Here is a 21,657-nt window from a genome sequence, read left to right on the forward strand (position 1 = left end):
CGTCGGTTGCCGCTGCCTGACCTTCATCTTCCGCCGGCGACCGGAAACGGTTCGCCGGCTTTTTGGTGCCCTCGCCGCCGCCGGTGGGCCCTTTTCGGCCGCTTTGCCCCCGAAAGGACCATCACCATGGACGTCGATCAGACCACGCGCACCTTCACCGACTTCTTCCGGGACCGCGGCCACACCGTGATCCCGGGCCACTCGCTGATCCCGCCGCCCGGCGATTCCGTGCTGTTCACGACCTCGGGCATGCATCCCCTGACGTCCTATCTCGAGGGCCGGCCGCACCCGGGCGGCCGTCGCCTGGTGGATGTGCAGCGCTGCCTGCGCACCACCGACCTCGACGAGGTCGGCGACGACACCCACCTGACCGTCTTCGAGATGCTCGGCTCCTGGTCGCTGGGCGACTATCCCGGCGTGCGGAGCCTGAAGTGGGGCTACGAGTTGCTCCGCGACGGCTTCGGCATCAGCCCCGACCGGCTGCACGTCACCGTCTTCGGCGGCGACGACCAGGTCGGCCCCGACGACAGTTCCCTTCGCACCTGGGAGGACCTGGGCGTGCCGGTCGAGCTGACCCGCGACGAGAACTGGTGGTCCAACGGCCCGACCGGCCCCTGCGGCCCCGACTCGGAAATTTTCGTCTGGACTGGCGAAACCCCGCCGCGCGGCACTCCCACGACCGACCCCCGGTGGACGGAGGTGTGGAACCACGTGATGATGCGCTACCGCCGCCACGACGACGGCACGCTGGAGCCGCTGGAGCCCGAGCGGGTGGACACCGGCATGGGCCTCGAACGCATGCTCACGATCCTGCAGGGCCGGCGATCCGTCTTCGAGTGCGACATTTTCCGGCCCTGGACGGAAACCGTCCCGAAGCTGTGGGACGACCTGGACGACCGCTCCCTGCGCATCGTCGTGGACCACCTGCGCTCCACCGTGGTCGTGATCGGCGACGGCATCCGCCCGTCCAACACCCAGCGCGGCTACGTACTCCGCCGGCTGATCCGCCGAGTCCTGACCACCCTGTGGCGCACCGACCCGACCCGCACCCTGGGTGACCTGCCCATCGATCCGATCGAGCACACCATCGGCCACTTCCGGCAGGACATCGAGGTACGCACCGTCCGCGAAACTTTGCGAAACGAGGAGGACCGCTTCCGCATCCTCATGACGAAAGGCCGCCCGATAATTTCCCGCCGGCGCACGCGCGGCGACGGCCACCTGACCGACGACGACTACCACTACCTGCACGACACCCACGGCCTGCCCCGCGACCTCGTCGACCTGCTCGACGAGACAACCCGCGAGGAGGTCGACGAGACAATCCGCAAGGTATCCGTGGGCTGAACCCCGGCACACGCCCCGGCCGCGAGTCACCGACCGCGCGCGGCCGGGGAACACCGGCGGCTTGGTAGAACGGCTCCACGCCTACAGCGACCATCGAACCGCCCGCGCTGAAGGCAGCCACCGTCGGCGGTGTGCGACAACGACTCCGGTCGCTGCGGCTAGGCGGCAACAGTGGCCGGGCAAGAATCAACATCCTGATCGTCGCGTAAGGCCCGGCGGCCGGGCAGCAGCAGCGGGCTGGCCAGAATCAACAGCCCGGCAACGCCGATCGCCGTGCGAGGGCTGGTGGCGTCGGCGAGCAGGCCGGCCAGGGCAGTGCACACCGCGATCGAGGCGCTGCTGGCGATGGACCAGGCGGTGAGCGTCCGGGCGACCCGGTCCTGCGGGGTCTGCTGGAGGCGGTAGGTGGCCAGGACCGGGCTGTACAGGCTCATGCTGATGATGATGGCGAGCTCGACGGCGATGACGGTGAGGAGGCCGGCCACCCCGGGGCGGACGAGAACCAGGCCGATCAGCCAGATCGCCCGCAGGGTGCCGACCACGCGGATGACGCGGCGCCGGCCGTGGCGGGCCACGACGCGGCGGGCCAGGCGGGAGCCGATCAAGCCGCCCAGGCAGGGCGCGGCGAAGGCCAGGCCGTACTGCCAGGGTGGGAAATCAAGGTCGCGGAGCATGAGTACGGCCAGCAGCGGCTCCGTGGCCATGATCAGGCCGCCGACGGCGAGCTGGTTGGCGAACAGGGCCCGCAGGCCGGGGTGCCCGAGGATGTGCCGCCACCCGTCGAGCAGCGGATGTGTTTCCGGCGAGCGGGACGAAACCGGATGGCCGCCCGACGAACGCGAACGGGACGAAAGCGGAGAGCCGCCCGACGAGCGCGACCCCGGCGAGTCCGAGGAGTGCGCGCCGGGCAGGCGGGACGGGCGCAGCGGCCGATCCTCACGGCCGCCGATCGCGAGGATGCCCAACGCCGACAGCAAGTAGCTCAGCGCGTCCGCCACGACCGTGGTCACCGGGCCGAACAGGCCGATCGCGGCGCCGCCCAGCGGCGGACCGACGGCGATCGAGCTCCACTGCGTCGACTCGAAGCGGGCGTTGGCGGTCAGCAACTTGCCGGCCGGCACGAGCGACTTCAGGAAAGAACCGCTCGCGGCGTTGAAGGCGATCTTCGCGGCCGCCGTCGTGGCGGAGACCGCCAGGAGCTGCGCGAAGGTGAGCATGCCCGACGCGTACGCGAAAGGAAGGGAAATGATGGCCGCGAAGCGCACGAGATCCATCGCGATCATCACCGGGCGCTTGCGGCGGAACTCGACCCACGGGCCCAGCGGCAGGGCGATCAGGGCGCCGACCGCGGGGCCCACCGCGGACAGCGCGGAAACTTGCGCGGGCGAGGCGTGCAGGACGAGGACGGCGATCAGCGGCAGAGCGCCGAAACCGAGACCCGAGCCGTACGCGCTGACCGCGTAGGCCGCCCACAACCAACGAAACTGTCGCCCCATGGCGCGACATCAAAGCGCTCGGACGGCGAATGGATCAAACAACGAAGCGGGCGGCGCGTCACAACCGAAAGTTGTGCGGGTACGGTGCCGGGCGTGGATCTGGAGGCGGTGCGCACATTCGTGGCGGTGGCGGAAGCGGGGCAATTCCAGGAGGCAGCCGTGACCCTGGGCATCACCCAGCAGGCCGTTTCCAAGCGCATCGCGGCGCTGGAGCGGGAGCTCGAGGTGCTGCTGTTCACCCGCACGCCGCGCGGCGCCCGGCCGACGATCGACGGTCAGGCGTTCCTGCCGCACGCCCGGGAGTTGTTGCGGGTCGCGGACCGGGCCGACGCGTCGGTGCGCAAGGGCCGGCGGCCGCTGCGGGTCGACGTGCACAGCCGGCGGATCGCGCCGGCGGTGCTGCTGCAGGAGTTCTACCGGGCGCACCCGGAGGTCGAACTCGACGTCATAACGCTCACCGCCGATGTGCACGGCGCGATCGCGGCGGTCGAGGCCGGCACGATCGACGCGACGTTCCACGCCGTCCCGATGCCGACGCCCGCGTCGATCAGGGCAGCGCACGTGATCGACGAGCCGCACGAGCTGCTCGTGGGGCCGCGCCACCCGCTCGCCGGCGCCCGGGAGATCACGCCGCGCGGGCTCGCGGGGCTGCGGATCTGGATGCCCGGCATGGCCGCCGGCACCGAGTGGGCCGCCTACTACGAGGAGCTGTCGGCGGCGTTCGGGCTCACCATCGACGTACTCGGCCCGGTCTTCGGCTACGAGGCGCTGCTCGCCGAGATCGCCGACTCCGCCGACCTGGGCACCCTGAAGGGCGCGAGCTCGCGTTACCTGTGGCCGGACAGCTATGGCCTGCGGCTCATCCCGGTCCGCAACCCGTCGCCGGTGTATCCGATGTCGATCCTCTGGCGGGCCGGCAATTCTCATCCCGCGCTGCGAAAGCTTCGTGAGTTCCTGGAAACCCGAAAGCCGCTTCGGGCGGCGGGCATCTGGACGCCGGCGTGGTCAGGAGCGCGACCAGGCCTGTAGCGCCCACCACCACCGCACGGTCTCGAGCACCGGCAAACCTTCGGCGGGCGTGCCGAAACCGGTCAGGTCCTGAAGCCGGCGCAGCCGGTACCGCACGGTGTTGGGATGCAGGTGCAGGGCGCCCGCGGTGAGATCGAGCCGCTGCCCGTGGTCGAGATACGCCAGGGCCGTGGCCGCCAGCTCGCGGTGGAAGTCGTCCGCCGGTGACAGCGCACCCAGCAGATCGCTGCTCAGGAACGTCGCCAGCATGGGCTGGGCCGCGAGCGCCGTCTGCCCGGCCAGCTGCACGACGTCGCAGATGCCGGTCGACTCCGCGGCCCGCGCCGCGTGCAGCGCCGTCCGGCACAGCCGGTACGCGTTGCGCGCCTGGTCGAGCGTCACCGGCGGGGTGGTCACCACCAGTACGGCCGGATCCAGCGCCCGCCCGGCGGGCACCCGCGGGGTCAGCCCGCTCAGCCGTCCGCCCACCGGCGCCAGCGCTCCCCCGCACCGGCTGAACGCCTCCTCGAGGGCGCGCACGCGGGCCGGGTCGGCCACATCGGAGATCACGCAGTGATACGTCCCGCTCGGGTGCAGCCCGAACCTTGCGGGATCCTCCTCGGGGGCGGCGGGCGCGCCGTCGTCGTCCAGCAACAGCCGCCGGAGCACCCGGATCCGCGCCGTGCGGTCGTCCCGGTTCAGCTGCCGCTCGGCCGCCCGATACCCGTCGATGACGTGCCGCTCGAGCTCGGTGCCGTAGCGGTCGAGCTGGAGCAGGGCCTGGAGCAACTCGTCGTACGGGATCCCCGACTCCCGGCCCCGGTTGATCGCGATCTCCAGCAGCCGCGACCGGCCGCCGTGCACCCCGGCCATCAGCCCGGCCACCGGCACCCCGAGGGCGGCCCGCTCCTCGCCGAACCGCCGGGCCTCGCTGAAGTCGAGATCCGACGCGAAGTCGCCCTCGGCGGCGGCCCGCGAGAAAGCGGCGAACCCGGCCGCGAGCAGTGCCGCCACGTGCCGGCGGCTTTCCGCCCAGGGCAGCCGGGCCACCTCGGGGAACTGCGCCCGCGCCGACGCGACCACGTCGTCGACCAGCTGCTCGTCCTGCGACATGTCCTGGACGAGGGCGGCGACGGTGCCGGTCAGCATGGGCGGTCCGGTTGTCGGCCGGTGACAAACAGGCGCAGCGGCATTGGGGGTCGCCCTCTATCGACTTCGATCGTTGGCTTGTTCCCATGGTGTTACCGAAAAGTAACAGCCTCTACCCGGGTAAGGGAACCGTACACATGGGACGAATTCGGAGCGTTCTCTGCATGCTGCTGGCCGTCGTCCCGCTGACGGCGGCCAAGGCACCGACGGACCTGCAGGAGGTCATGTTCGTCGGCAACAACTGGGAGGGGACGGTCGACGTCATCCACTCCCGCGGCGACTTCGCCAAGATCGGGCGGATAAACGTGGTGCCCGACAAGACCCAGCGGCTGCTCGAGATCTACCTCAACCCGATCAAGCTGGTCTACTACCTCGGCATCCAGCAGGGACCGGGCGAAGGTCACGACCAACTGGTCGACGACATGTACACCACGCCGGCCGGCGACGCGCTGGTCGCGTCGCGGCCGAGCTTCGCCGACGTGGTCTCGATCGACCTCGCCACCGGCAAGATCCGCTGGCGCTTCGCGGTGTCCGGCTACCGGGCCGACCACATGGCGGTTTCGCCGGACGGCACGAAAGTTGCCGTGTCGGCGTCCACCTCGAACACCGTGCACGTGCTGGACATCGTCACCGGCCGGCAGCTGGGCTCGTTCACGGCCGGCGACAAGCCGCACGAGAACATCTTCACGCGCGACGGCCGATACCTGTGGAACATGTCGATCGGCGAGGTCAACACCTCGCTCGACGACCCCGCGCTGGACTGGACCAAAGGCGACCGGCACATCACGATCGCCGACGCGAACACCTATCGGGTGGTCAAGACCATCGACATGCGGCCCCGCCTGAACGCCGCCGGCCGCTCGGACCTGTCCGACGCGGTCCGTCCGGCGGTGCTCACGCCGGACGAGTCGAAACTTTACTTCCAGGTTTCGTTCTTCGCGGGGCTCGTCGAGTACGACGTGGCCACCGACAAGATCACCCGGGTGACGGAGCTGCCGCGCAACCCGGCCACCAACCCGGACCGTACGACCTGGGTGAACGACTCCCGGCACCACGGCCTGTCGATGAGCCCCGACGGCACGAAACTTTGCGTCGCCGGGACGATGGACGACTACGTGACCGTGGTCGACCGGGCGACGCTGAACCCCGGCCCGCTGGTGACCGCGAGCAAGCCGTACTGGGCGACGGTGAGCGGTGACGGCCAGAACTGCGTGATCTCCGAGTCGGGCGCCGACCGGGTTTCCGCGATCAGTTTCGCCACCGGGCAGAAAGTTGCCACGGTGGCGGTGGGTGACCACCCGCAGCGGGTCCGGATCGGCCACATCCCCACCGGCTGGACCGCGCCATAGCGGAAGGCGCACAACGCGCGCCGGGCGAGAGAAAAGGCGAGAGAAAACACGCCACGCCAGAGAAAGCACAGGCAAGAGACGCGCGCCACAAGGGAGGACGCGCCACAAGGGAAGACGCGCCACAAGGGAGGACGCGCCACGAAAGCCCGGCGAGAGACCCGGAACGGCCGGTGGGCCGCGCAGAGCGGCCCACCGGCGTACGGAAAAGTCAGCGCGTCCGGAAAGTCAGCGCGTCCGGAAAGTCAGCGCGTCCAGAAAGTCAGCGCGTCCCGGCCAGCTCAGTCGCGGGCGAAGACGACGGTGACGGCGCGGGCGAAGACGACGGCGACGGCGCGGGCGACGGCGACGATCCGTGGAGAGCGTGCCGCCCCCGCGGCCGCATGAACCGCGGCGCCCACCAGTTGGCCGCCCCCAGCAGCGTCATCAGCGACGGCAGCACAACGGCCCGGATGATCGTCGCGTCCAGCAGGATCGCCGCGGCCAGGCCGATGCCCAACTGCTTCATGTCGATCGTGCTGAGCGTCGCGAAGATCGAGAACACCGCGACCATCACGATGGCGGCGCTGGACACCACGCCGGCCGACCCCACGATGCCGTCGGCGACCGCCTCGCGGGTGGGCACGCCGCGCCCGACCGCCTCGCGGATCCGGCTGACCACGAAGACGTGGTAGTCCATCGACAGGCCGAACAGCACGACGAACAGGAACAGCGGCAGCCAGGTGACGATCGCGCCGGTCGACGTGAAGCCGAGCAGCCCTTCCGCCCACGTGTTCTGGAAGACCAGCACCAGCAGCCCGTAGGCGGCCGCCGCCGACAGCAGGTTGAGCCCGATGGAGGTCAGCGCCACCACCACCGACCGGAACGTCCACGCCATCACCAGGAACGTCAGCACCAGGACGAAACCGGCCACGATCGGCAGCGTCTTCCAGATGTGCGCGGCGTAGTCCTCGTTCTCCGCGACCCCGCCGGCAACCGCGTACTTCACGCCGGGGATGCCGTCCAGCGCGGCCGGCACCAACGTCTGCCGCAGCTCGTGCAGCGAGTCGGTGGCCTCGTCGCTGCGGGTCGCGAAGGGAGTCGCCAGGTTGAGCACGGTCACCGTCTTCGACGCGGACTGGTCGATGTCCGGCCCGGTGGCCTCCAAAGGCGCGAACAGCCGGTTGCCCTCGGTGCCGCGGGCCAGCGACGCGAGCGCCGCCTTGACAGCGTCGGCCGAGGTCGCCGGGGCGGTGACGGCCACGATGTGGTTGGTGCCGTTGCTCGGGTACGCGGCGGTGAGCCGGTCGTAGGCCTGCATGGCCGGCGTGGTGCGGGGCAGGTCCTCGATCCCCGGGAACCGGAGCTTCATGCCGATGGCGGGCCCGGCCAGGGCGAGCAGCGCCAGGACGCTGACCACCAGGGTCACGGCCGGCTTCTTCAGCGCCGGCGCCAGGATCTTGCGCCAGACCCGGCCGGGCTCGCCGGAGCGGCGTGCGGTCAGGCGCCACAGCAGCGGCACGCGCGGCCGGTCCACCCAGCGGCCGAGCTTGGCCAGGATCGCCGGCAGCACGGTCAGCGAGCCGATCACGGCGACCGCGACGACCAGGATCGAGCCGGTCGCCAGCGACGAGAACGTCGAGTCGCCGGCGAGGAACAGCCCGGCCATCGCGATGATCACGGCGGTGCCGGAGACGACGACCGCGTGCCCGGAGGTCTCGGCGGCGATCTCCACCGCGTCCACGTGGCCCTTGCCGCGGGCGCGTTCCTCGCGTTCGCGCCGCACGTAGAACAGCGAGTAGTCCACGCCGACCGCCATGCCGATCAGCAGGATCACGCTGGAGGTGGCGTCGCCCATCGGCACCAGGTGCGAGGCGAGCGTCGAGAGCCCCATGGCGGCGGCCACCGAGGTGAGCGCGAGCAGCACCGGGATGCCGGCCGCGATGAGCGCGCCGAACGCGATGATCAGGATGGCCAGGGTGACCGGGAGGCTGAGGATCTCGGCCTTCTGGAAGTCCTTGCCGAGGGTGTCGTCGAGCGCCTTGCCGATCGACGGGCCGCCGACCTCCTCGATGCGCAGGTCCGGATGGGCCGCCTGCACCGACGCGGTGGCCGCGCGCAGCGGCTCGACCCGGTCGGAGGCGGTGTCCGGGTCGCCGGCCATGGTGATCGGCACCAGCAGCGCCGAGCCGTCCCGGGCCGGGATCGGCTCGCCCACCGAAGCCACGCCCGTGACCGTGCCCAATGCCTTCGCCGCGTCCTTGGCGGCGGTGGTGGCCCGCTCCATGGAGAGCTTGCCGGACGGCGCGGTGATCAGGACGTTGTCCACGGCCGGCTCCTCCGCGAACTTGCCGTCCTCGATCATGACGTAAGCCTGGCCGGCCTCGCCGATCGCGTCGTCCTGCGCCGTCGCCTCCACCGTGCCGGCGGCGTTGCCCCCCACGAAGCACACCGCCACGAAAACCACCCAGAGCGCGATCGCGCGCCACGGGTGCTCGGCGCTCCACCGCGCCATGCGTACCGTCACCGGCCGCTTCCCCATGATGGGGTCCCCCTGCCCGTCGAAAATCGGATTTCTGTGTCGCAGCTGAAGTTAGACAGGGCGGGAGCTGGGAACATCCGGGCTGAACCCCGGTCGCACCCGGATCCCGGGCAGTGTCCGGACGGCGACAGTGCTCGCTCACAAAACGGGCACAACGCCACGCAAAGACTCCTGACCCCGAGAAGAAGTCAGGGGCTTTCCCCGAAAAGCATGTGAGGACCACCACGGTCGGTTCCCGACCAGATCGGTCCGCAACCGACTAGCCTGGTCCGCATGCCGCGCCCGACCAAGCAGGAGATCGAGGACGAGATCCTCGAGACCGCGGCGACGCTGTTCGCCCGGCACGGGTTCAAAGAGACCTCGATCCAGCGGGTCGCCGACGCCGTGGGCTACTCCAAGACCGGCCTGCTGCACCGCTTCCCCACCAAGGAGGCGCTGCAGGAGGCGGTGATCGAGCGGGCGATCGCCGAGATGCGGGCGATCGCCGCCGAGGCCGACGGCCTGCCGGTCGGTCCCGAGCGCGACCGCGTGGTGATCACCGGTGTGGCCGAGCTCGCGATCCAGCGGCCGGGCGCCGTCGCGCTGCTGCTCAGCGGCCTGATGAGCGCCCCCGAGAGCGCCATGCTGCAGCAGGTCGGCGCGGTCGTCTTCACGGCGTTCGGCGTCGCCGACCCGGAGTGCGTCGCCGAGACCGACCTGCCCCGGATGCTGCGGATCGTCGGCGCCCTCGGCGCTCTCGCCGTCACCGCGGTCGCCCTGCACGACAAGCTCACCCCGGCCGCCCTCGACGACATCGCCGAGGTCGGCTACGACGCGCTCGGCCACGCCCGCTGACATCAGAAGACGGCCGGGAGACCGGACGACCGGAAGAGGATCTCGCATGGCATCGCTGCTGCACCGGCTCGGCCTGGCAGCCGTCCGTCACAGGATCATGGTCACCGTCGTCTGGCTGGTGGCGCTGATCGCGGCCGGCGTCGGCGCGGCCACTCTGTCCGGGACGACCGTGAACACCTTCTCGATCCCCGGGCAGGAGTCGACCATCGCGCTCGACCTGCTCAAGCAGCGCTTCGGCGACGCCTCGGCCGGCGCCACCGCCCAGGTCGTCATGGTCGCCCCGGACGGCGCCAAGATCACCGACCCGGCCCCCGCCGGCCAGGTCGGCACGCTGGTCGGCCGGCTGGCGAAGCTGCCCGGCGCGGTCGCCGTCACCGACCCGCTCGACCCGAAGTCGCCGGTGGTCTCGCGCGACCAGAGCACGGCGTACAGCACGGTCAGCTACGGCGTGCAGGCCTCGGAGATCACCGCCGAGCAACGGGAGGCGCTGCTCGGCGCGGTCGCCCAGGCCCGGGCCGGCGGTCTGACCGCCGAGGTGCGCGGCGAGGCCTCGAAGGAGTCGGGCGCCGACGTGGGCGGCCCGGCCGAGGGCCTCGGCGTCGTGGTCGCGCTGCTGGTGCTGGCGCTGACCTACCGCTCGCTGGTGGCCGCCGGGATGAACCTGCTGACCGCCGTCGTCGGCGTCGGCATCGGCGCGCTCGGCATCGTCACGCTCTCGGGCTTCGTCGAGCTGCAGTCGACCACCTCGATCCTGGCGGTGATGCTGGGCCTCGCGGTCGGCATCGACTACGCGCTGTTCATCTTCACCCGCTTCCGGCAGGAGTTGCTGCGCGGCCTGCCGGTCCCGCAGGCGGCCGCGATGGCGGTCGGCACCGCCGGGTCCGCCGTGGTGACCGCCGGCCTCACCGTCGTGATCGCGCTGGCCGGCCTGAGCGTGGCCGGCATCCCGTTCCTCACCGAGATGGGCCTGGCCGCGGCCGCAACCATCGTCATCGCCGTGCTGGTCGCGATCACCCTGGTGCCCGCGGTGCTCGGCATCATCGGGCTCCGGGCGCTGCCCCGCAAGCAGCGCGGCACGGCGACCGCCGCCGAACCGCACGGCCGCGGCTTCTTCAAGGGCTGGGCCCACCTGGTCACCAAGCGCCGCTGGGCCAGCCTGATCGTCGCGGTCGCCGCCCTCGGCGTCATCGCCATCCCGGTCACCCGGATGCAGACGTCGCTGATCCAGCCGGAGGTCCCCGGCAGCACCCAGGCCAGGGCCGACGCGATCATCTCCGAGCGGTTCGGCCCGGGCTTCGCCGGGCCGCTGCTGGTCCTGGTGGACGGGCCCGGTTCCGCTTCCTACGCGGCGACCGTACGCGAGCGGATCAGCACCCTGCCCGGCGTGGCGGTGGCCACCCCGCCCCGGCCCGGCCCGAGCGGCAACGCGGCCCTGATCACCGTGATCCCGGCGAGCGGACCGGACTCCCCGGACACCGTCGGCCTCGTGCACGCCGTACGCGAAAAGGTCTCCGACGGCCCGCAGGCCAAGGTCTATGTCACCGGCCAGACCGCGATCAGCATCGACGTGTCGCAGAAACTCGGCGACGCCCTGCCGATCTACCTGGCGCTCGTCGTCGGCCTGGCGTTCGTGCTGCTGGTGCTGGTGTTCCGCTCGATCCTGGTGCCGGTGGCCGGCGTGCTGGGCTTCCTGCTGACGATCGGCGCGGCGTTCGGCGCCACCGTCGCGGTCTTCCAGTGGGGCTGGCTGCAAGAAGTGGTCAACGCCAAGGTCACCGGGCCGCTGCTGAGCCTGTCGCCGATCATCATCGTCGGCATCCTGTTCGGCCTGGCCATGGACTACATGGTGTTCCTGGTGTCGCGGATGCACGAGGCGCACGCCCACGGCGCGACCCCGCGCGACGCCGTGGTCACCGGTTTCCGGCAGGCCGCCCCGGTGGTCGTCGCGGCCGCCACGATCATGTTCTCGGTGTTCGCCGGCTTCGTGCCGCAGGGCAACGATACGATCAAGCCGATCGCGTTCGCGCTCGCCATCGGCATCCTCTTCGACGCCCTGGTGGTCCGCATGGTGGCCATCCCGGCGGCGATCGCGCTGATGGGCCGGGCGGCCTGGTGGCTGCCGCGCTGGCTGCGGCGGCTGCCGGCGCTCGACGTCGAGGGCGCCGCGCTGGAACGGGAGGCGCCGCCCCAGCGGGTCCCGGTCCCCTAATCCCCAATATCGCCACATAACGGCCGTCCGACTTGCTGCAATTGACGCATGCGGCCGGATCATGCAGCGGACCTGAGCGGGCAACCCGACGGCGAGGTCAGGGCCGCGCTCGAAACGTGGCGCGCGGGCCTGGTCGACCTGACCGACGCCAACCGGCTGCTGAACTTCGGCCGCACCCCGTCCGACGCCGTCCTGATCACCGGTCCGTCGCCGAAGTCGCTGCTCAAGGTGCTGCGGGAGGACGGCGTCCTCGGTTTCCCGGGCGACGAAACGGCGAACGGGCCAATCCTGCGCACCGAGCTGCCCGAGGAGGAGCTCGGCGCTCTGCTGCACCGCTTCTACCGCCGGTCCCGGCAGGAGATGCTCGACCGCGGGGTGAGCTCGCTGTACCTGGCGATCGGGATGATGCACTGGACCGACGACCGCGACACCCCGTACCAGAGCCCGATCCTGCTCGTCCCGGTCGAGATCGACCCGGCCGGCCCGGTGTTGCGCGCCCGCCACGAGGACCCGATCGTCAACCCGGCCCTGGCGTTGCGGATGAGCCCGCTCGGCATCGAGCTGCCCGAGGTGGGCGCGCTCGCCGACCTCGACGTGACCGTGCTCTGGGCCCACATCGACGTGGCGATCGGCGAGCAGCCCGGCTGGTACGCCGACGAGACCATGGTGCTGACCGGCGTCGCCGTGCACCGCGAGTCGATACACGCGGACCTGCTGGAGAACGAGCCGCACATCGTCGAGCACCCGCTGGTGCGGGCCCTGGCCACCCGGGACGCGGCCGGCGAGTTCGCCTTCGACCCGCCCGACCCGGCCCGGATCGACGAGATCGCGCCGGCCGAGGACGTCCCGCTGCTGCTCGACGCGGACGCCACCCAGCGGGCCGCGGTCGCCGCCGCGGTGGCCGGGCGCAGCTTCGTGCTCGACGGCCCGCCCGGCACCGGCAAGTCCCAGACGATCGCGAACATGGTCGGCTGCCTGCTGCACGCCGGCAAGCGGGTGCTGGTCGTCTCGGAGAAGGCCGCGGCGCTCGAGACCGTGCACCGGCGGCTCGGCGACGCCGGGCTCGGGAACTACCTGCTACCGCTGCACAGCGACCGGATCGGCCGGCCCGAGGTGGCGGCGGCGCTGGCCGAGGCCCTGGATACCGATCCGGCTCCGCTCGCCACCATGGACCCGATCGACCGGCGCGCGGTGCGCGAACGGCGGGAACGGCTCTCGGCGTACGCGGAAGCGATGAATTGCATCCGGCAGCCGCTCGGTCGAAGCCTGCACGAGGTGATCGGCATCTGTGCCCGGCTGCAGCACGTGCCCGCCGCTCCGGTGCCGCCGGGGATCCCGGCGGATCTGACCGCGGAGGGACTCGACCAGATCCGGGAGGCGGTCGGGCGGCTGGGACGGCTGCGCAGCGAGACCTACCTGTGGCGGGACGCGGTCCGGCGCGAGCCGATGGAGATCCCGCTCAACCAGGCCCTCACGGCGCTGGGCAAGCTCGCCGAGATGGTGTTCGCCAACGCCGGCCTGGCCGACGCGTTCGACCTGCACGAGCCGGCCGGGGCGAGCACGCTCGCCGCCCTCGCCGCGCACGCGGCCCGCCGGCCCGGCAAGATCGTCGAGGAGTGGCTGACCGCGTCCAGCCTGCAGCCGGTCCAGCAGGCCGCCGCCGAGCTGACCCGGCACCTGGCCGCGCTGCGTTACGGCGGCATCCCGTGGGCCGACCTGCCGTCCGCCGCCGACCTGAGCAGCGTGCCCGACCTGACCCACCTGCGTCCCGAGCCGATCGACCTCAAGCCGCTCAACGCCGCGCAGGCCGAGCACCTGGCCAACAAGTTCGCCGAGGAGGCCGACCGGCTCGAGGCCCGGCAGGAGAGCCTCGACCGGGTCACCGCCCGGCTCGGCCTGCCGCACGTGGTCACCTTCCCCGACTCGGCCCGGGTCATCGCGATCGCCGGCCTGATCGCCCGCAAGATCAAGCCGGAGCCGGCCTGGTTCGCCGAGGGCGGGATCGCGGCCGCCCACACCGCCGTGCGGGCGCTGCGCAAGGCGGTCGAAGCCGTCGACGCCGCCGAGGAGCGGGCCCGCCGGCACTTCGACGAGGGGGTGCTGCAGGAGCCGATCGAGGAGATGGCCGAGCGGCTCGCCAGCCGGCGCGGCCCCCGCAAGCTGCTGCGGTCCACCCGGATGGCCAAGAAGACCGCGATCGAGTCGGCCCTGCCCGAGGTCACGCCGGAAGAGGCGATCGCCAACGTCGAGGACGCGGCGGCGTGGAAGGCCGCCCTCGACGAGCTGGACGAGCTGGCCGAGGAGCACGCCGGCATCCTCGGCCGGCACTGGGACGGCATGGACACCGACTTCGCCGCCGTCCAGGAGGCTCTGCACACCGCCGACGAGGTGATCCGGGAGACACCGCCGGACGCGCTCGCCGCGGTCGTCGTGCACGTGACCGCGCCCCGGCCCAACAGCGCGCTGCTGCGCATCGTCGGCGAGGCCCGGGACGAGTTCGACCGGTTCCGCACCACGCTGCGCGACCCGCCGGCCCGCGCGCCCCGGCCCGAGCTGGGCGAGGGCGCTATCCAGGACGCGATCACCTGGCTGCGGGCGCACATCGCGCCGCTGCGGGCGGCCGCCGAGATGCTGCGGGCGTACGGCGGGCCGGCCGGCCGCGGCGACCTCACCGTCGCCGAGGCGGTCGAGATCGCCCGGCAACGGCAGGCCGCGGTCGACGCCGAGGCCGCGATCTGGGCCGCCGCCGGCCCGCACGCCGCGGTGCTGGGCTCGATCTACCGCGGCACCAAGACCAACGACGAGCTGATGAACGAGATCGTCGCCTGGACCGCCGAGGCCCGCCGCCTGCACACCGGGCACGACCGGCAGCTCACCGCCGAGCAGGCGCACGCGCTGGCCGAGGCCGAGCCGAGCGACGGGCTGGGCGCCGCGGTGGCCGGCTGGGAGCACGCCCGCGAGCAGGTGCTGGGCGCGTTCGACCCGGCCCGGCGGACCGAGCTGACCACCCAGCTCGGCGACTACGACACGGCCCGCGATCTGCTGGTGGAGCTGCTGCACGACGCGGCGGGACAGCGGGAATGGTTCGTCCACCAGGACGCCAAGGACACCATTCTCGGGTACGGCCTGGGCCCGGCGCTGGAGTTCTGCGCCGATCGGGAGGTCCCGGCCGAGGGCATCTGGCCGGTGCTCGAGCGCGCCCTCTACCGCGGCTGGGCCGACGAGATCCTGCGCACCGACCACGGTCTCGAGCCGCCGGCCGCCGAGGACCGGGTGCACCTGATCGAGGTGTTCAAGCTGCTCGACAACGAGCTGAACGCGGCGGCGCTGGCCGACATCGTGTACGCGGTCGAGTCCCGGCGCCCCTCGGCGTCCACGACCGGCGAGCCGGCCCTCATCCGGCGGGAGGGCGGCAAGCGGATGGGTCACCTCGCCGTCCGCGATCTCATCGCCCAGGCCCGGCACGCGGTGCAGGGGCTCAAGCCCTGCCTGCTGATGTCGCCGCTGGCGGTGAGCCGGCTGCTCCCGCCGGAGATCGAGTTCGACGTCGTGATCATCGACGAGGCGTCCCAGGTCACCACGGCCGACGCGATCAACTGCGTGTACCGCGGCGACGCCCTGATCACCGTCGGGGACGCCCAGCAGCTGCCGCCGACCTCGTTCTACGACCGGGTCGAGGACGACGTGACCGACTTCGCGTCGATCCACGACCTCGCCCACGAGACCTTCCCGGTGCTGGAGCTGGGCTGGCATCACCGCAGCCGGCACGAGGCGCTGTTCGCTTTCGCGAACCTGGCCTACTACCAGGGCCGCCTGGTCTCGCTGCCGCGCGCGTACGCCCGGGAACCCGACCACGGCGTGCAGCTCTACCACGTCGACGGCGTCTACCGCCGCCTGACCACCTCGGACAACCCGATCGAGGCCGCCGCCGTGGCCGAGCGGGTGCGGCACCACGCCACCCACCGGCCCGGCAAGTCGCTCGGCGTCGTCACGCTGTCGGTGGCGCAGGCCGACGCGATCGCGGCGGCGGTGGCGGACATGCTCCTCGAGCACCCCGAGCTCCCGCTCGACGAGTACGACCGGCTCGACGGCTTCTTCGTCAAGAGCCTCGAGGCCGTCCAGGGCGACGTCCGCGACGTGATCATCCTGTCCGTCGGCTACGGCTACGACGAGCACGACAAGATCAGCACCAACTTCGGCGTGCTCAACCGCCCGCGCGGCTGGCGGCGGCTCAACGTGGCGATCACCCGCGCCCGGCAGCGCGTCGAGGTGGTCTCGTCGATCCACGCCGGCGACGTGCAGGACATGGGCAACGAGAGCGTCCGGCACCTCAAGGCCTTCCTGGAGTACGCCGAGCGGGACGCGGCCACCCTCGGCAAGGACGCCGCCGACACCTCGGACATGTCGGCGTTCGAGGAGTCGGTGCTGGAGACCATCCGAGGCTGGAACTTCGCCGTCCGCCGCCGCATCGGCGCGGCCGGCCACTGGATCGACATCGGCGTGCTGCACCCCGATCACCCCGACGAGGTGTACGCGCTCGGCATCGAGCTCGACGGCCCGGGTTACCGCGCGGTGCCCTCGGCCCGCGACCGCGACCGGCTGCGCGAGCAGGAGCTGCGCGAGCTCGGCTGGCACCTGCACCGGGTCTGGTCCACGGCCTGGTACACCGACCAGGCGGCGGAGGCGGGCCGGCTGCTCGCCGCGATCCAGCGCGCGCTGTCCGACCCGGCCCCCGCCTTCGACCGCCTGCCCGCGCGGCGCTGGAACGCGCCCTACCGTCCGGTCAGCCGGTCGTTCGCCACCGACTCGCCGTTCGGCGCCGCCGCCTCCACCGGCATCTTCGGCGAGCCGCCCACCGCCATCGAGGGCGAGCAGTAGGCGCGGCCGCCCGCCGCCCCCGGCGGCCGGCTGGACGGGCGGCCGGCTGGACGGGCGGCCGGAAGCATCGACGCCTGAGCGCGCGTCCTCAGCAATCCCGCTCGCGCGCGGCGGGCGGGACCGGAAGAGCGCGAGCGTCAGGCCGAGGGCGCCGGCGTCGAGGTGTCGGGGTAGGACGGCACGGCCGGGATGCCGGGGGCCGGGTGGCCGCCGGGAGCCTCGCCGCGGGCGACCGCGCCGGGCGCCGTGGCCCGGTCGACGCCAGCGGCGGCGTACGCGTCGTCCTCGTCCAGGGTCTCGCTCTGCAGCAGCTTCTGGGCCAGCGAGTTCAGCTGGGCGCGGTGGCCGCGCAGCAGCTCCAGGGCCTCGGCGTAGCACTCCTCGACGATCTTGCGGACCTCGGCGTCGATCAGCTCCTTGGTCGCCGGCGCGACGCCGTCGAGGCCGAGCGGCGACTCCTGCCCGGGCGGCGGCAGCACGGTGACCGGGCCGATCGCGTCGGACATGCCCCAGCGGCCGACCATCTGGCGGGCGATGTTGCTGACCTGGTCGAGGTCGCTCTCGGCGCCGGTGGTCATGTCGCCGTAGACCACCTCCTCGGCGGCCCGGCCGCCGAGCGCGCCGATGATGCGGCCGCGCAGGTATTTCGCCGAGTAGCCGTAGCGGTCGGTCGACGGGCTCTGGAAGGTGACGCCGAGCGCCTGGCCGCGCGGGATGATCGAGATCTTGCGGACCGGGTCGGCGCCGGGCGTGAGCATGCCGAGCAGCGCGTGCCCGGACTCGTGGAACGCCGTCCGCTCGCGCTCGTCGGGAGTGAGCATGATGCCGCGGACCGTGCCCAGCGTGATCTTCTCGAGGGAGTCGCTGAAGTCGGCCATCTCCACCTGGGTGTGCCCGCGCCGGGCGGCGAGCAGGGCCGCCTCGTTCACCAGGTTCTTCAGATCGGCGCCGACCATGCCGGGGGTGGTCGAGGCGAGCGAGTCGAGGTCGACGCCGGGCGCGATCGGCACGCCGCGGGTGTGCACGGCCAGGATCGCGCGGCGGCCCTTCTGGTCGGGCGGGCTCACCGTGACCCGGCGGTCGAACCGGCCGGGCCGCAGCAGCGCCTGGTCGAGGATCTCGGCGCGGTTGGTCGCGGCGATCACGACCACGCCCTCGCTGCCGTTGAAGCCGTCCATCTCGGTGAGGATCTGGTTGAGCGTCTGGTCGCGCTCGTCGTTGCCGCCGAACGACTGGGCGCCGCCGCGGGCCCGGCCGATCGCGTCCAGCTCGTCGATGAAGATGATCGACGGGGCCACCTTTTTGGCCTGCTCGAACAGGTCACGGACGCGGGAGGCGCCAACGCCGACGATGGCCTCGATGAACTCCGACGCCGCGATCGAGAAGAACGGCACCTGGGCCTCGCCGGCCACCGCCCGGGCCAGCAGGGTCTTGCCGGTGCCGGGCGGGCCGGACAGCAGCACGCCGTGCGGGATCTGCGCGCCGAGCCGGCGGTACTTGTCGGGCTCGCGGAGGAAGTCGACGATCTCGGTGACCTCCTGCTCGACCTCCTCGATGCCGGCCACGTCGGCGAAGGTCGTGCGCGGCCCGCTCTCGGGCTGGTAGAGCTTGGCGCGGGAGCGGCCGAACCCGCCCAGCGCCCCGCCGGCGCCGCCGAGGCCGGCCGCCGCCCGCCGGCTGATCCAGATGAACAGGCCGACCAGCAGCAGGGTCGGGCCGAAGCCGACCAGGATCTGCTGCCAGATCGGGGCCGGGGCGTCCGGCGGGTTCGCGTTCACCGGGACCTTGTTGGTCTGCAGCTGAGCGAACAGGTTGTCGTCGGCGAACGAGGGCCGCTGGGTGGTGAAGCGGTCGACCTCCTCGGCCTTGGTCTCGCCGGACGGCGTGTAGGACACCTTCTTGGTGAACTGACCCTCGATGGTGTCGCCGGTCGAGGTGATCTCGGCGACGTTGGCCGCCTGCACCTGGGTGAGGAAGAACGTGTACGACACCGAGGTGCGCTCCGGCGGCGACAGCAGCACCGAGGAGATGACCCAGTTGATCGCGAGCAGCACCAGCAGCATCCACCCGAAGCGGACCCAGGCGGGGCGCTGCCTGGGCGGCTGCGGGTCCTGCCCGTGGCCGGGCGGGGCGCCCTCGACCCGCCAGGGGTGCGGTCGGGGCGGCTGAGCGGGCGGTTGCGGCGCATCGGCGGGCATGAGCGCTAAGGTACCGCCTCCGTGTGTCCGGGAAACGCCCTCGTGACGCGCGTGACTGACCGGGATGTCGCGGACGCCGGGCGACCCCACCACCAGGGGCCGCCCGGCGCCCGGTCCGGGGTGTTTATCCGCTGACCGAGCAGCCCTTGAGGCCCTCGGCGTCGAGGTCGGGCTTGGCGGCGTTGCGGCCGATCGCGGTCTCGATCCGCTTGATCGTCGAGAAGCGCTTGTCGGCCAGCGGGCCGAGGATGGCGTTGCGGACGAAGTTGGGGCCACCCTGGCCGGCCGAGCTCGCCAGCCGCTTGTTGGCCTCGGCGATCTGGGTGCCGAGCAGATCGAGGTTGCGCTGCACCTCGGCCTGGGCCTGGGCCGGGATCGCCACGTTGATGGTCAGGTCGGGGCAGCTGATGCTCGCGGCCGGGCCGGCGCCGTTCGGGCCGGCTCCGCCGTTCTGGCCGGCCTCGCCGGCGCCGACGCCGGTGCCCTGCTGGGCGGAGGCGGCGCCGTCGGCGTTCAGCGAGCACTTGGACAGGCCCTCGGCGTTCAGATCCGGCTTGGCCGCGCGGCGGCCGATCGCGGTCTCGATCCGGTTGATCGCCGCGAGGCGCTTGCCGGCCAGCGGGCCGAGGATCGCGTTCTGGATGAAGTTGGGGCCGCCCTGGCCGACGGTGTCGACCAGGCGGGTGTTGGCCTCGGCGATCTGCGTGTTCAGCAGCTCGAGGTTGCGCACCACCTCGGCCTGGGCCTCGGCGGGCACGGCCACGCCGATGCGCACCTGCGGGCAGTTGACGGTGGGAACGCCGGCCGCCGCGTTGCCGCCGCCCGCGGCGTCGCCGCCGTTGTTCGCCGGCGGCACGGTCGTCGGCTGCTCGGCCGGCTTGCCGCCGCCCTGGTTGAGCGTGCAGGTTCGGAGGCCCTCGGCGTTCAGGTCGGGCTTGGCGGCGTTGCGGCCGATCGCGGTCTCGATCCGGTTGATCGCCGCGAAGCGCTTGTCCGCGAGCGGGCCGAGGATCGCGTTCTGGACGAAGTTGGGGCCGCCCTGGCCGGCCGAGTTCCGGAGCCGGTTGTTGGCCTCGCTGATCTGCGTGTTCAGCTGCTGGAGGTTGCTCTGCACCTCGGCCTGCGCCTGGGCGGGCACGGCCACGCCGATCGACACGGCCGGACAGTTGACCGTGGGAACGGCCTCGTCGGCGGAGGCGACACCGAGACCGACGCCCACGACGGCGACCGCGACCCCGGCGACGGCACCGATCTGCCAGCGGCGCGCGTTCGAGCGGGATTGAGAGAACCGGGACCTGGAGTACATTTGAACCTGCGCTCTCCGAGAGGGGCCGAAATTCGCGTTCGGCCGGGATTACGGGAGCGCTCCCATGGACGATCAACGCTTAAGGAAGAGTTAATCCGCGCTGGTCAGCCCCATCTCGGTCAGTCCAGGATTGTCGCCAGCCACTCGTTGCGGAACGTGCCGGCCGGGTCGTACCGGCGCACGAGATCGGCGAAATCCGCGAAGCGCGGGAAGGCCGCCCGCACCGACGACGGCGCCATGGTGAACACCTTGCCCCAGTGCGGCCGCGGATCCAGCGGCGCGAGCACCCGCTCGACCTCCGCCACCACCGGCAGCACGGCGTCGGTGTCGGCGATCCAGGTGAAGTGCAGCGCGATGCTGTCCCGCTCGTAGTTCGGGCTCAACCACAGCCGGTCGGCGGCGATCGCGCGGATCTCGCAGACCTGCAGCACCGTGGCCACCCGCTCGCGGATCGAGGCCACCGCGTCGATCGCGGCGAGCCCGTCGGCGGCGGCGACGTGGTATTCCGACTGCAGCTCCTCGCCGGCGGACGGGGTGAACTCCATCCGGAAATGCGGCAGCCGGGTGTGCCACGGGCCCGGCTCGCCGGACTGATCGGTGCTGTTCTGCGCGGGCATGCCGGGCACCGGGTGCCGCGGCCCGTCGGCCTGCCGGGCCCCGAACCACGGCCCCGACATCGGCGCGGACCGCTTCAGCCATGCCATGTTGGCGTCCAGCCCGGTCCAGTCGGTGAACAGGCTGACGCTGTACCCATCGGCCAGCATCTCCCCCAGCCGGCCTTCGATCGAGGCGCGTGGCACGTCGTCGTACACGTATTGCCGCAGCTCGAACGCGGGGACCACATCGAGCGTCAGCGCGGTGACCACACCCGGCGCGCCCAGCCCGACCACCGCCCCGGCCAGGTCCGGGTCGTCCCGGGTCAGCGTGACCGTCTCGCCGCGGCCGTCGATGAGCTCGAGCCCGCGGACGGCGGTGGCGAGGTTGGCGTTGCGCACGCCCGAACCGTGGGTGGCGGTGGCGACGGCCCCGGCGACCGAGATGTGCGGCAGGGAGGCCATGTTGTGCACCGCGAGCCCCTCCTGCTGCAGCCGGGCCGCAAGCTCGCCGTAGCGCATGCCGCCGTCGACGCGCACCGATGCGCGGTCGGGCGCGATCTCGAAGACGCGCGGCAGGCCGGCCAGGGACACCAGGTCGCCGGTCGTGTCGGCCATCCGGTTGAACGAGTGGCCGCTGCCCAGCACGCGCAGCGGCCCGCCGGCCGCCACCAGGGCGCGCACCTCGCCGGCCGAGGCGGGGTGGTGCAGCCGCCGGGCCCCGAAGACGACGTTGCCGGCCCAGTTCGTGACGCTCTCGCTCATCGCCCCA

At 72.2% G+C, this 21,657-nt stretch carries 12 protein-coding genes; 6 read left to right on the forward strand and 6 right to left on the reverse strand.

Going from position 1 to position 21,657, the window contains the following annotated elements; genetic code table 11:
* The first annotated feature begins 126 nt into the window (after positions 1 to 126).
* Positions 127 to 1,347 carry an alanine--tRNA ligase-related protein gene (locus ACFQS1_RS00785; RefSeq protein ID WP_378963884.1) on the forward strand — a complete coding sequence of 407 codons (1,221 nt, stop codon included), beginning with the start codon at positions 127 to 129 and terminating at the stop codon, positions 1,345 to 1,347.
* Positions 1,348 to 1,505: 158 nt separating this feature from the next.
* Here the strand turns inward: ACFQS1_RS00785 and ACFQS1_RS00790 are convergent, their stop codons facing one another.
* Positions 1,506 to 2,843 (reverse strand): MFS transporter, encoded by a 1,338-nt coding sequence (locus ACFQS1_RS00790; RefSeq protein ID WP_378963885.1) that lies wholly within the window; start codon positions 2,841 to 2,843, stop codon positions 1,506 to 1,508.
* A gap of 93 nt (positions 2,844 to 2,936) precedes the next feature.
* Here ACFQS1_RS00790 and ACFQS1_RS00795 point away from each other — a divergent pair, with 93 nt between their 5' ends.
* On the forward strand, positions 2,937 to 3,872 hold the full coding sequence (locus tag ACFQS1_RS00795; protein WP_378963886.1) for a LysR family transcriptional regulator: 936 nt from the start codon (positions 2,937 to 2,939) through the stop codon (positions 3,870 to 3,872).
* Here ACFQS1_RS00795 and ACFQS1_RS00800 read toward each other — a convergent pair.
* A complete protein-coding gene (locus tag ACFQS1_RS00800) occupies positions 3,849 to 5,000 on the reverse strand; it encodes an RsbRD N-terminal domain-containing protein (protein ID WP_378963887.1) in 1,152 nt (383 codons plus the stop codon). The two genes, ACFQS1_RS00795 and ACFQS1_RS00800, sit on opposite strands and share 24 nt — an antisense overlap.
* A 137-nt stretch (positions 5,001 to 5,137) precedes the next feature.
* Between ACFQS1_RS00800 and ACFQS1_RS00805 the strand changes: the two genes are divergently transcribed.
* Entirely contained in the window at positions 5,138 to 6,349 is a 1,212-nt protein-coding gene (locus tag ACFQS1_RS00805; RefSeq protein WP_378963888.1) for a YncE family protein, read from the forward strand.
* A 259-nt stretch (positions 6,350 to 6,608) separates the two neighbouring features.
* Here ACFQS1_RS00805 and ACFQS1_RS00810 read toward each other — a convergent pair whose 3' ends face one another.
* The gene (locus ACFQS1_RS00810; RefSeq protein ID WP_378963889.1) at positions 6,609 to 8,867 is read right to left on the reverse strand and encodes an MMPL family transporter; all 2,259 of its coding nucleotides are present in this window, start codon (positions 8,865 to 8,867) and stop codon (positions 6,609 to 6,611) included.
* Between the two features lie 273 nt (positions 8,868 to 9,140).
* Here ACFQS1_RS00810 and ACFQS1_RS00815 point away from each other — a divergent pair, with 273 nt between their 5' ends.
* Genes ACFQS1_RS00815 through ACFQS1_RS00825 form a run of 3 tightly spaced genes read left to right on the forward strand, consistent with a single transcriptional unit; the run spans position 9,141 to position 16,788 of the window.
* Positions 9,141 to 9,701 carry a TetR/AcrR family transcriptional regulator gene (locus ACFQS1_RS00815; protein WP_378963890.1) on the forward strand — a complete coding sequence of 187 codons (561 nt, stop codon included), beginning with the start codon at positions 9,141 to 9,143 and terminating at the stop codon, positions 9,699 to 9,701.
* Between the two features lie 46 nt (positions 9,702 to 9,747).
* The gene (locus ACFQS1_RS00820; protein WP_378963891.1) at positions 9,748 to 11,910 is read left to right on the forward strand and encodes an MMPL family transporter; all 2,163 of its coding nucleotides are present in this window, start codon (positions 9,748 to 9,750) and stop codon (positions 11,908 to 11,910) included.
* Positions 11,911 to 11,958: 48 nt separating this feature from the next.
* Positions 11,959 to 16,788, forward strand: a complete 4,830-nt coding sequence (locus tag ACFQS1_RS00825; RefSeq protein ID WP_378963892.1) for a DUF4011 domain-containing protein — start codon at positions 11,959 to 11,961, stop codon at positions 16,786 to 16,788.
* 137 nt (positions 16,789 to 16,925) lie between these two features.
* On the opposite strand, the gene ftsH is transcribed toward ACFQS1_RS00825, so the two are convergent.
* From ftsH to ACFQS1_RS00840, 3 genes are all read right to left on the reverse strand, one after another.
* Complete coding sequence (gene ftsH / locus ACFQS1_RS00830) at positions 16,926 to 18,986, reverse strand: ATP-dependent zinc metalloprotease FtsH (protein WP_378963893.1); 2,061 nt, start codon at positions 18,984 to 18,986, stop codon at positions 16,926 to 16,928.
* Positions 18,987 to 19,110: 124 nt separating this feature from the next.
* The gene (locus ACFQS1_RS00835) at positions 19,111 to 20,292 is read right to left on the reverse strand and encodes a hypothetical protein (RefSeq protein WP_378963894.1); all 1,182 of its coding nucleotides are present in this window, start codon (positions 20,290 to 20,292) and stop codon (positions 19,111 to 19,113) included.
* A 119-nt stretch (positions 20,293 to 20,411) separates the two neighbouring features.
* The gene (locus ACFQS1_RS00840; RefSeq protein WP_378963895.1) at positions 20,412 to 21,650 is read right to left on the reverse strand and encodes an FAD-binding protein; all 1,239 of its coding nucleotides are present in this window, start codon (positions 21,648 to 21,650) and stop codon (positions 20,412 to 20,414) included.
* Between the last annotated feature and the right edge of the window lie 7 nt (positions 21,651 to 21,657).

Source organism: Paractinoplanes rhizophilus (assembly GCF_042664765.1).
GTDB classification, from domain to species: domain Bacteria; phylum Actinomycetota; class Actinomycetes; order Mycobacteriales; family Micromonosporaceae; genus Actinoplanes; species Actinoplanes rhizophilus.

Excerpts from the sequence above, each read along its gene's own strand:
- ACFQS1_RS00825 (WP_378963892.1), top strand. The coding sequence starts at position 11,959 with ATGCGGCCGGATCATGCAGCGGACCTGAGCGGGCAACCCGACGGCGAG.
- ACFQS1_RS00810 (WP_378963889.1), bottom strand. The coding sequence starts at position 8,867 with ATGGGGAAGCGGCCGGTGACGGTACGCATGGCGCGGTGGAGCGCCGAG.
- ACFQS1_RS00785 (WP_378963884.1), top strand. The coding sequence starts at position 127 with ATGGACGTCGATCAGACCACGCGCACCTTCACCGACTTCTTCCGGGAC.
- ACFQS1_RS00835 (WP_378963894.1), bottom strand. The coding sequence starts at position 20,292 with ATGTACTCCAGGTCCCGGTTCTCTCAATCCCGCTCGAACGCGCGCCGC.
- ACFQS1_RS00820 (WP_378963891.1), top strand. The coding sequence starts at position 9,748 with ATGGCATCGCTGCTGCACCGGCTCGGCCTGGCAGCCGTCCGTCACAGG.
- ACFQS1_RS00815 (WP_378963890.1), top strand. The coding sequence starts at position 9,141 with ATGCCGCGCCCGACCAAGCAGGAGATCGAGGACGAGATCCTCGAGACC.
- ACFQS1_RS00800 (WP_378963887.1), bottom strand. The coding sequence starts at position 5,000 with ATGCTGACCGGCACCGTCGCCGCCCTCGTCCAGGACATGTCGCAGGAC.
- ftsH (WP_378963893.1), bottom strand. The coding sequence starts at position 18,986 with ATGCCCGCCGATGCGCCGCAACCGCCCGCTCAGCCGCCCCGACCGCAC.
- ACFQS1_RS00790 (WP_378963885.1), bottom strand. The coding sequence starts at position 2,843 with ATGGGGCGACAGTTTCGTTGGTTGTGGGCGGCCTACGCGGTCAGCGCG.
- ACFQS1_RS00805 (WP_378963888.1), top strand. The coding sequence starts at position 5,138 with ATGGGACGAATTCGGAGCGTTCTCTGCATGCTGCTGGCCGTCGTCCCG.
- ACFQS1_RS00840 (WP_378963895.1), bottom strand. The coding sequence starts at position 21,650 with ATGAGCGAGAGCGTCACGAACTGGGCCGGCAACGTCGTCTTCGGGGCC.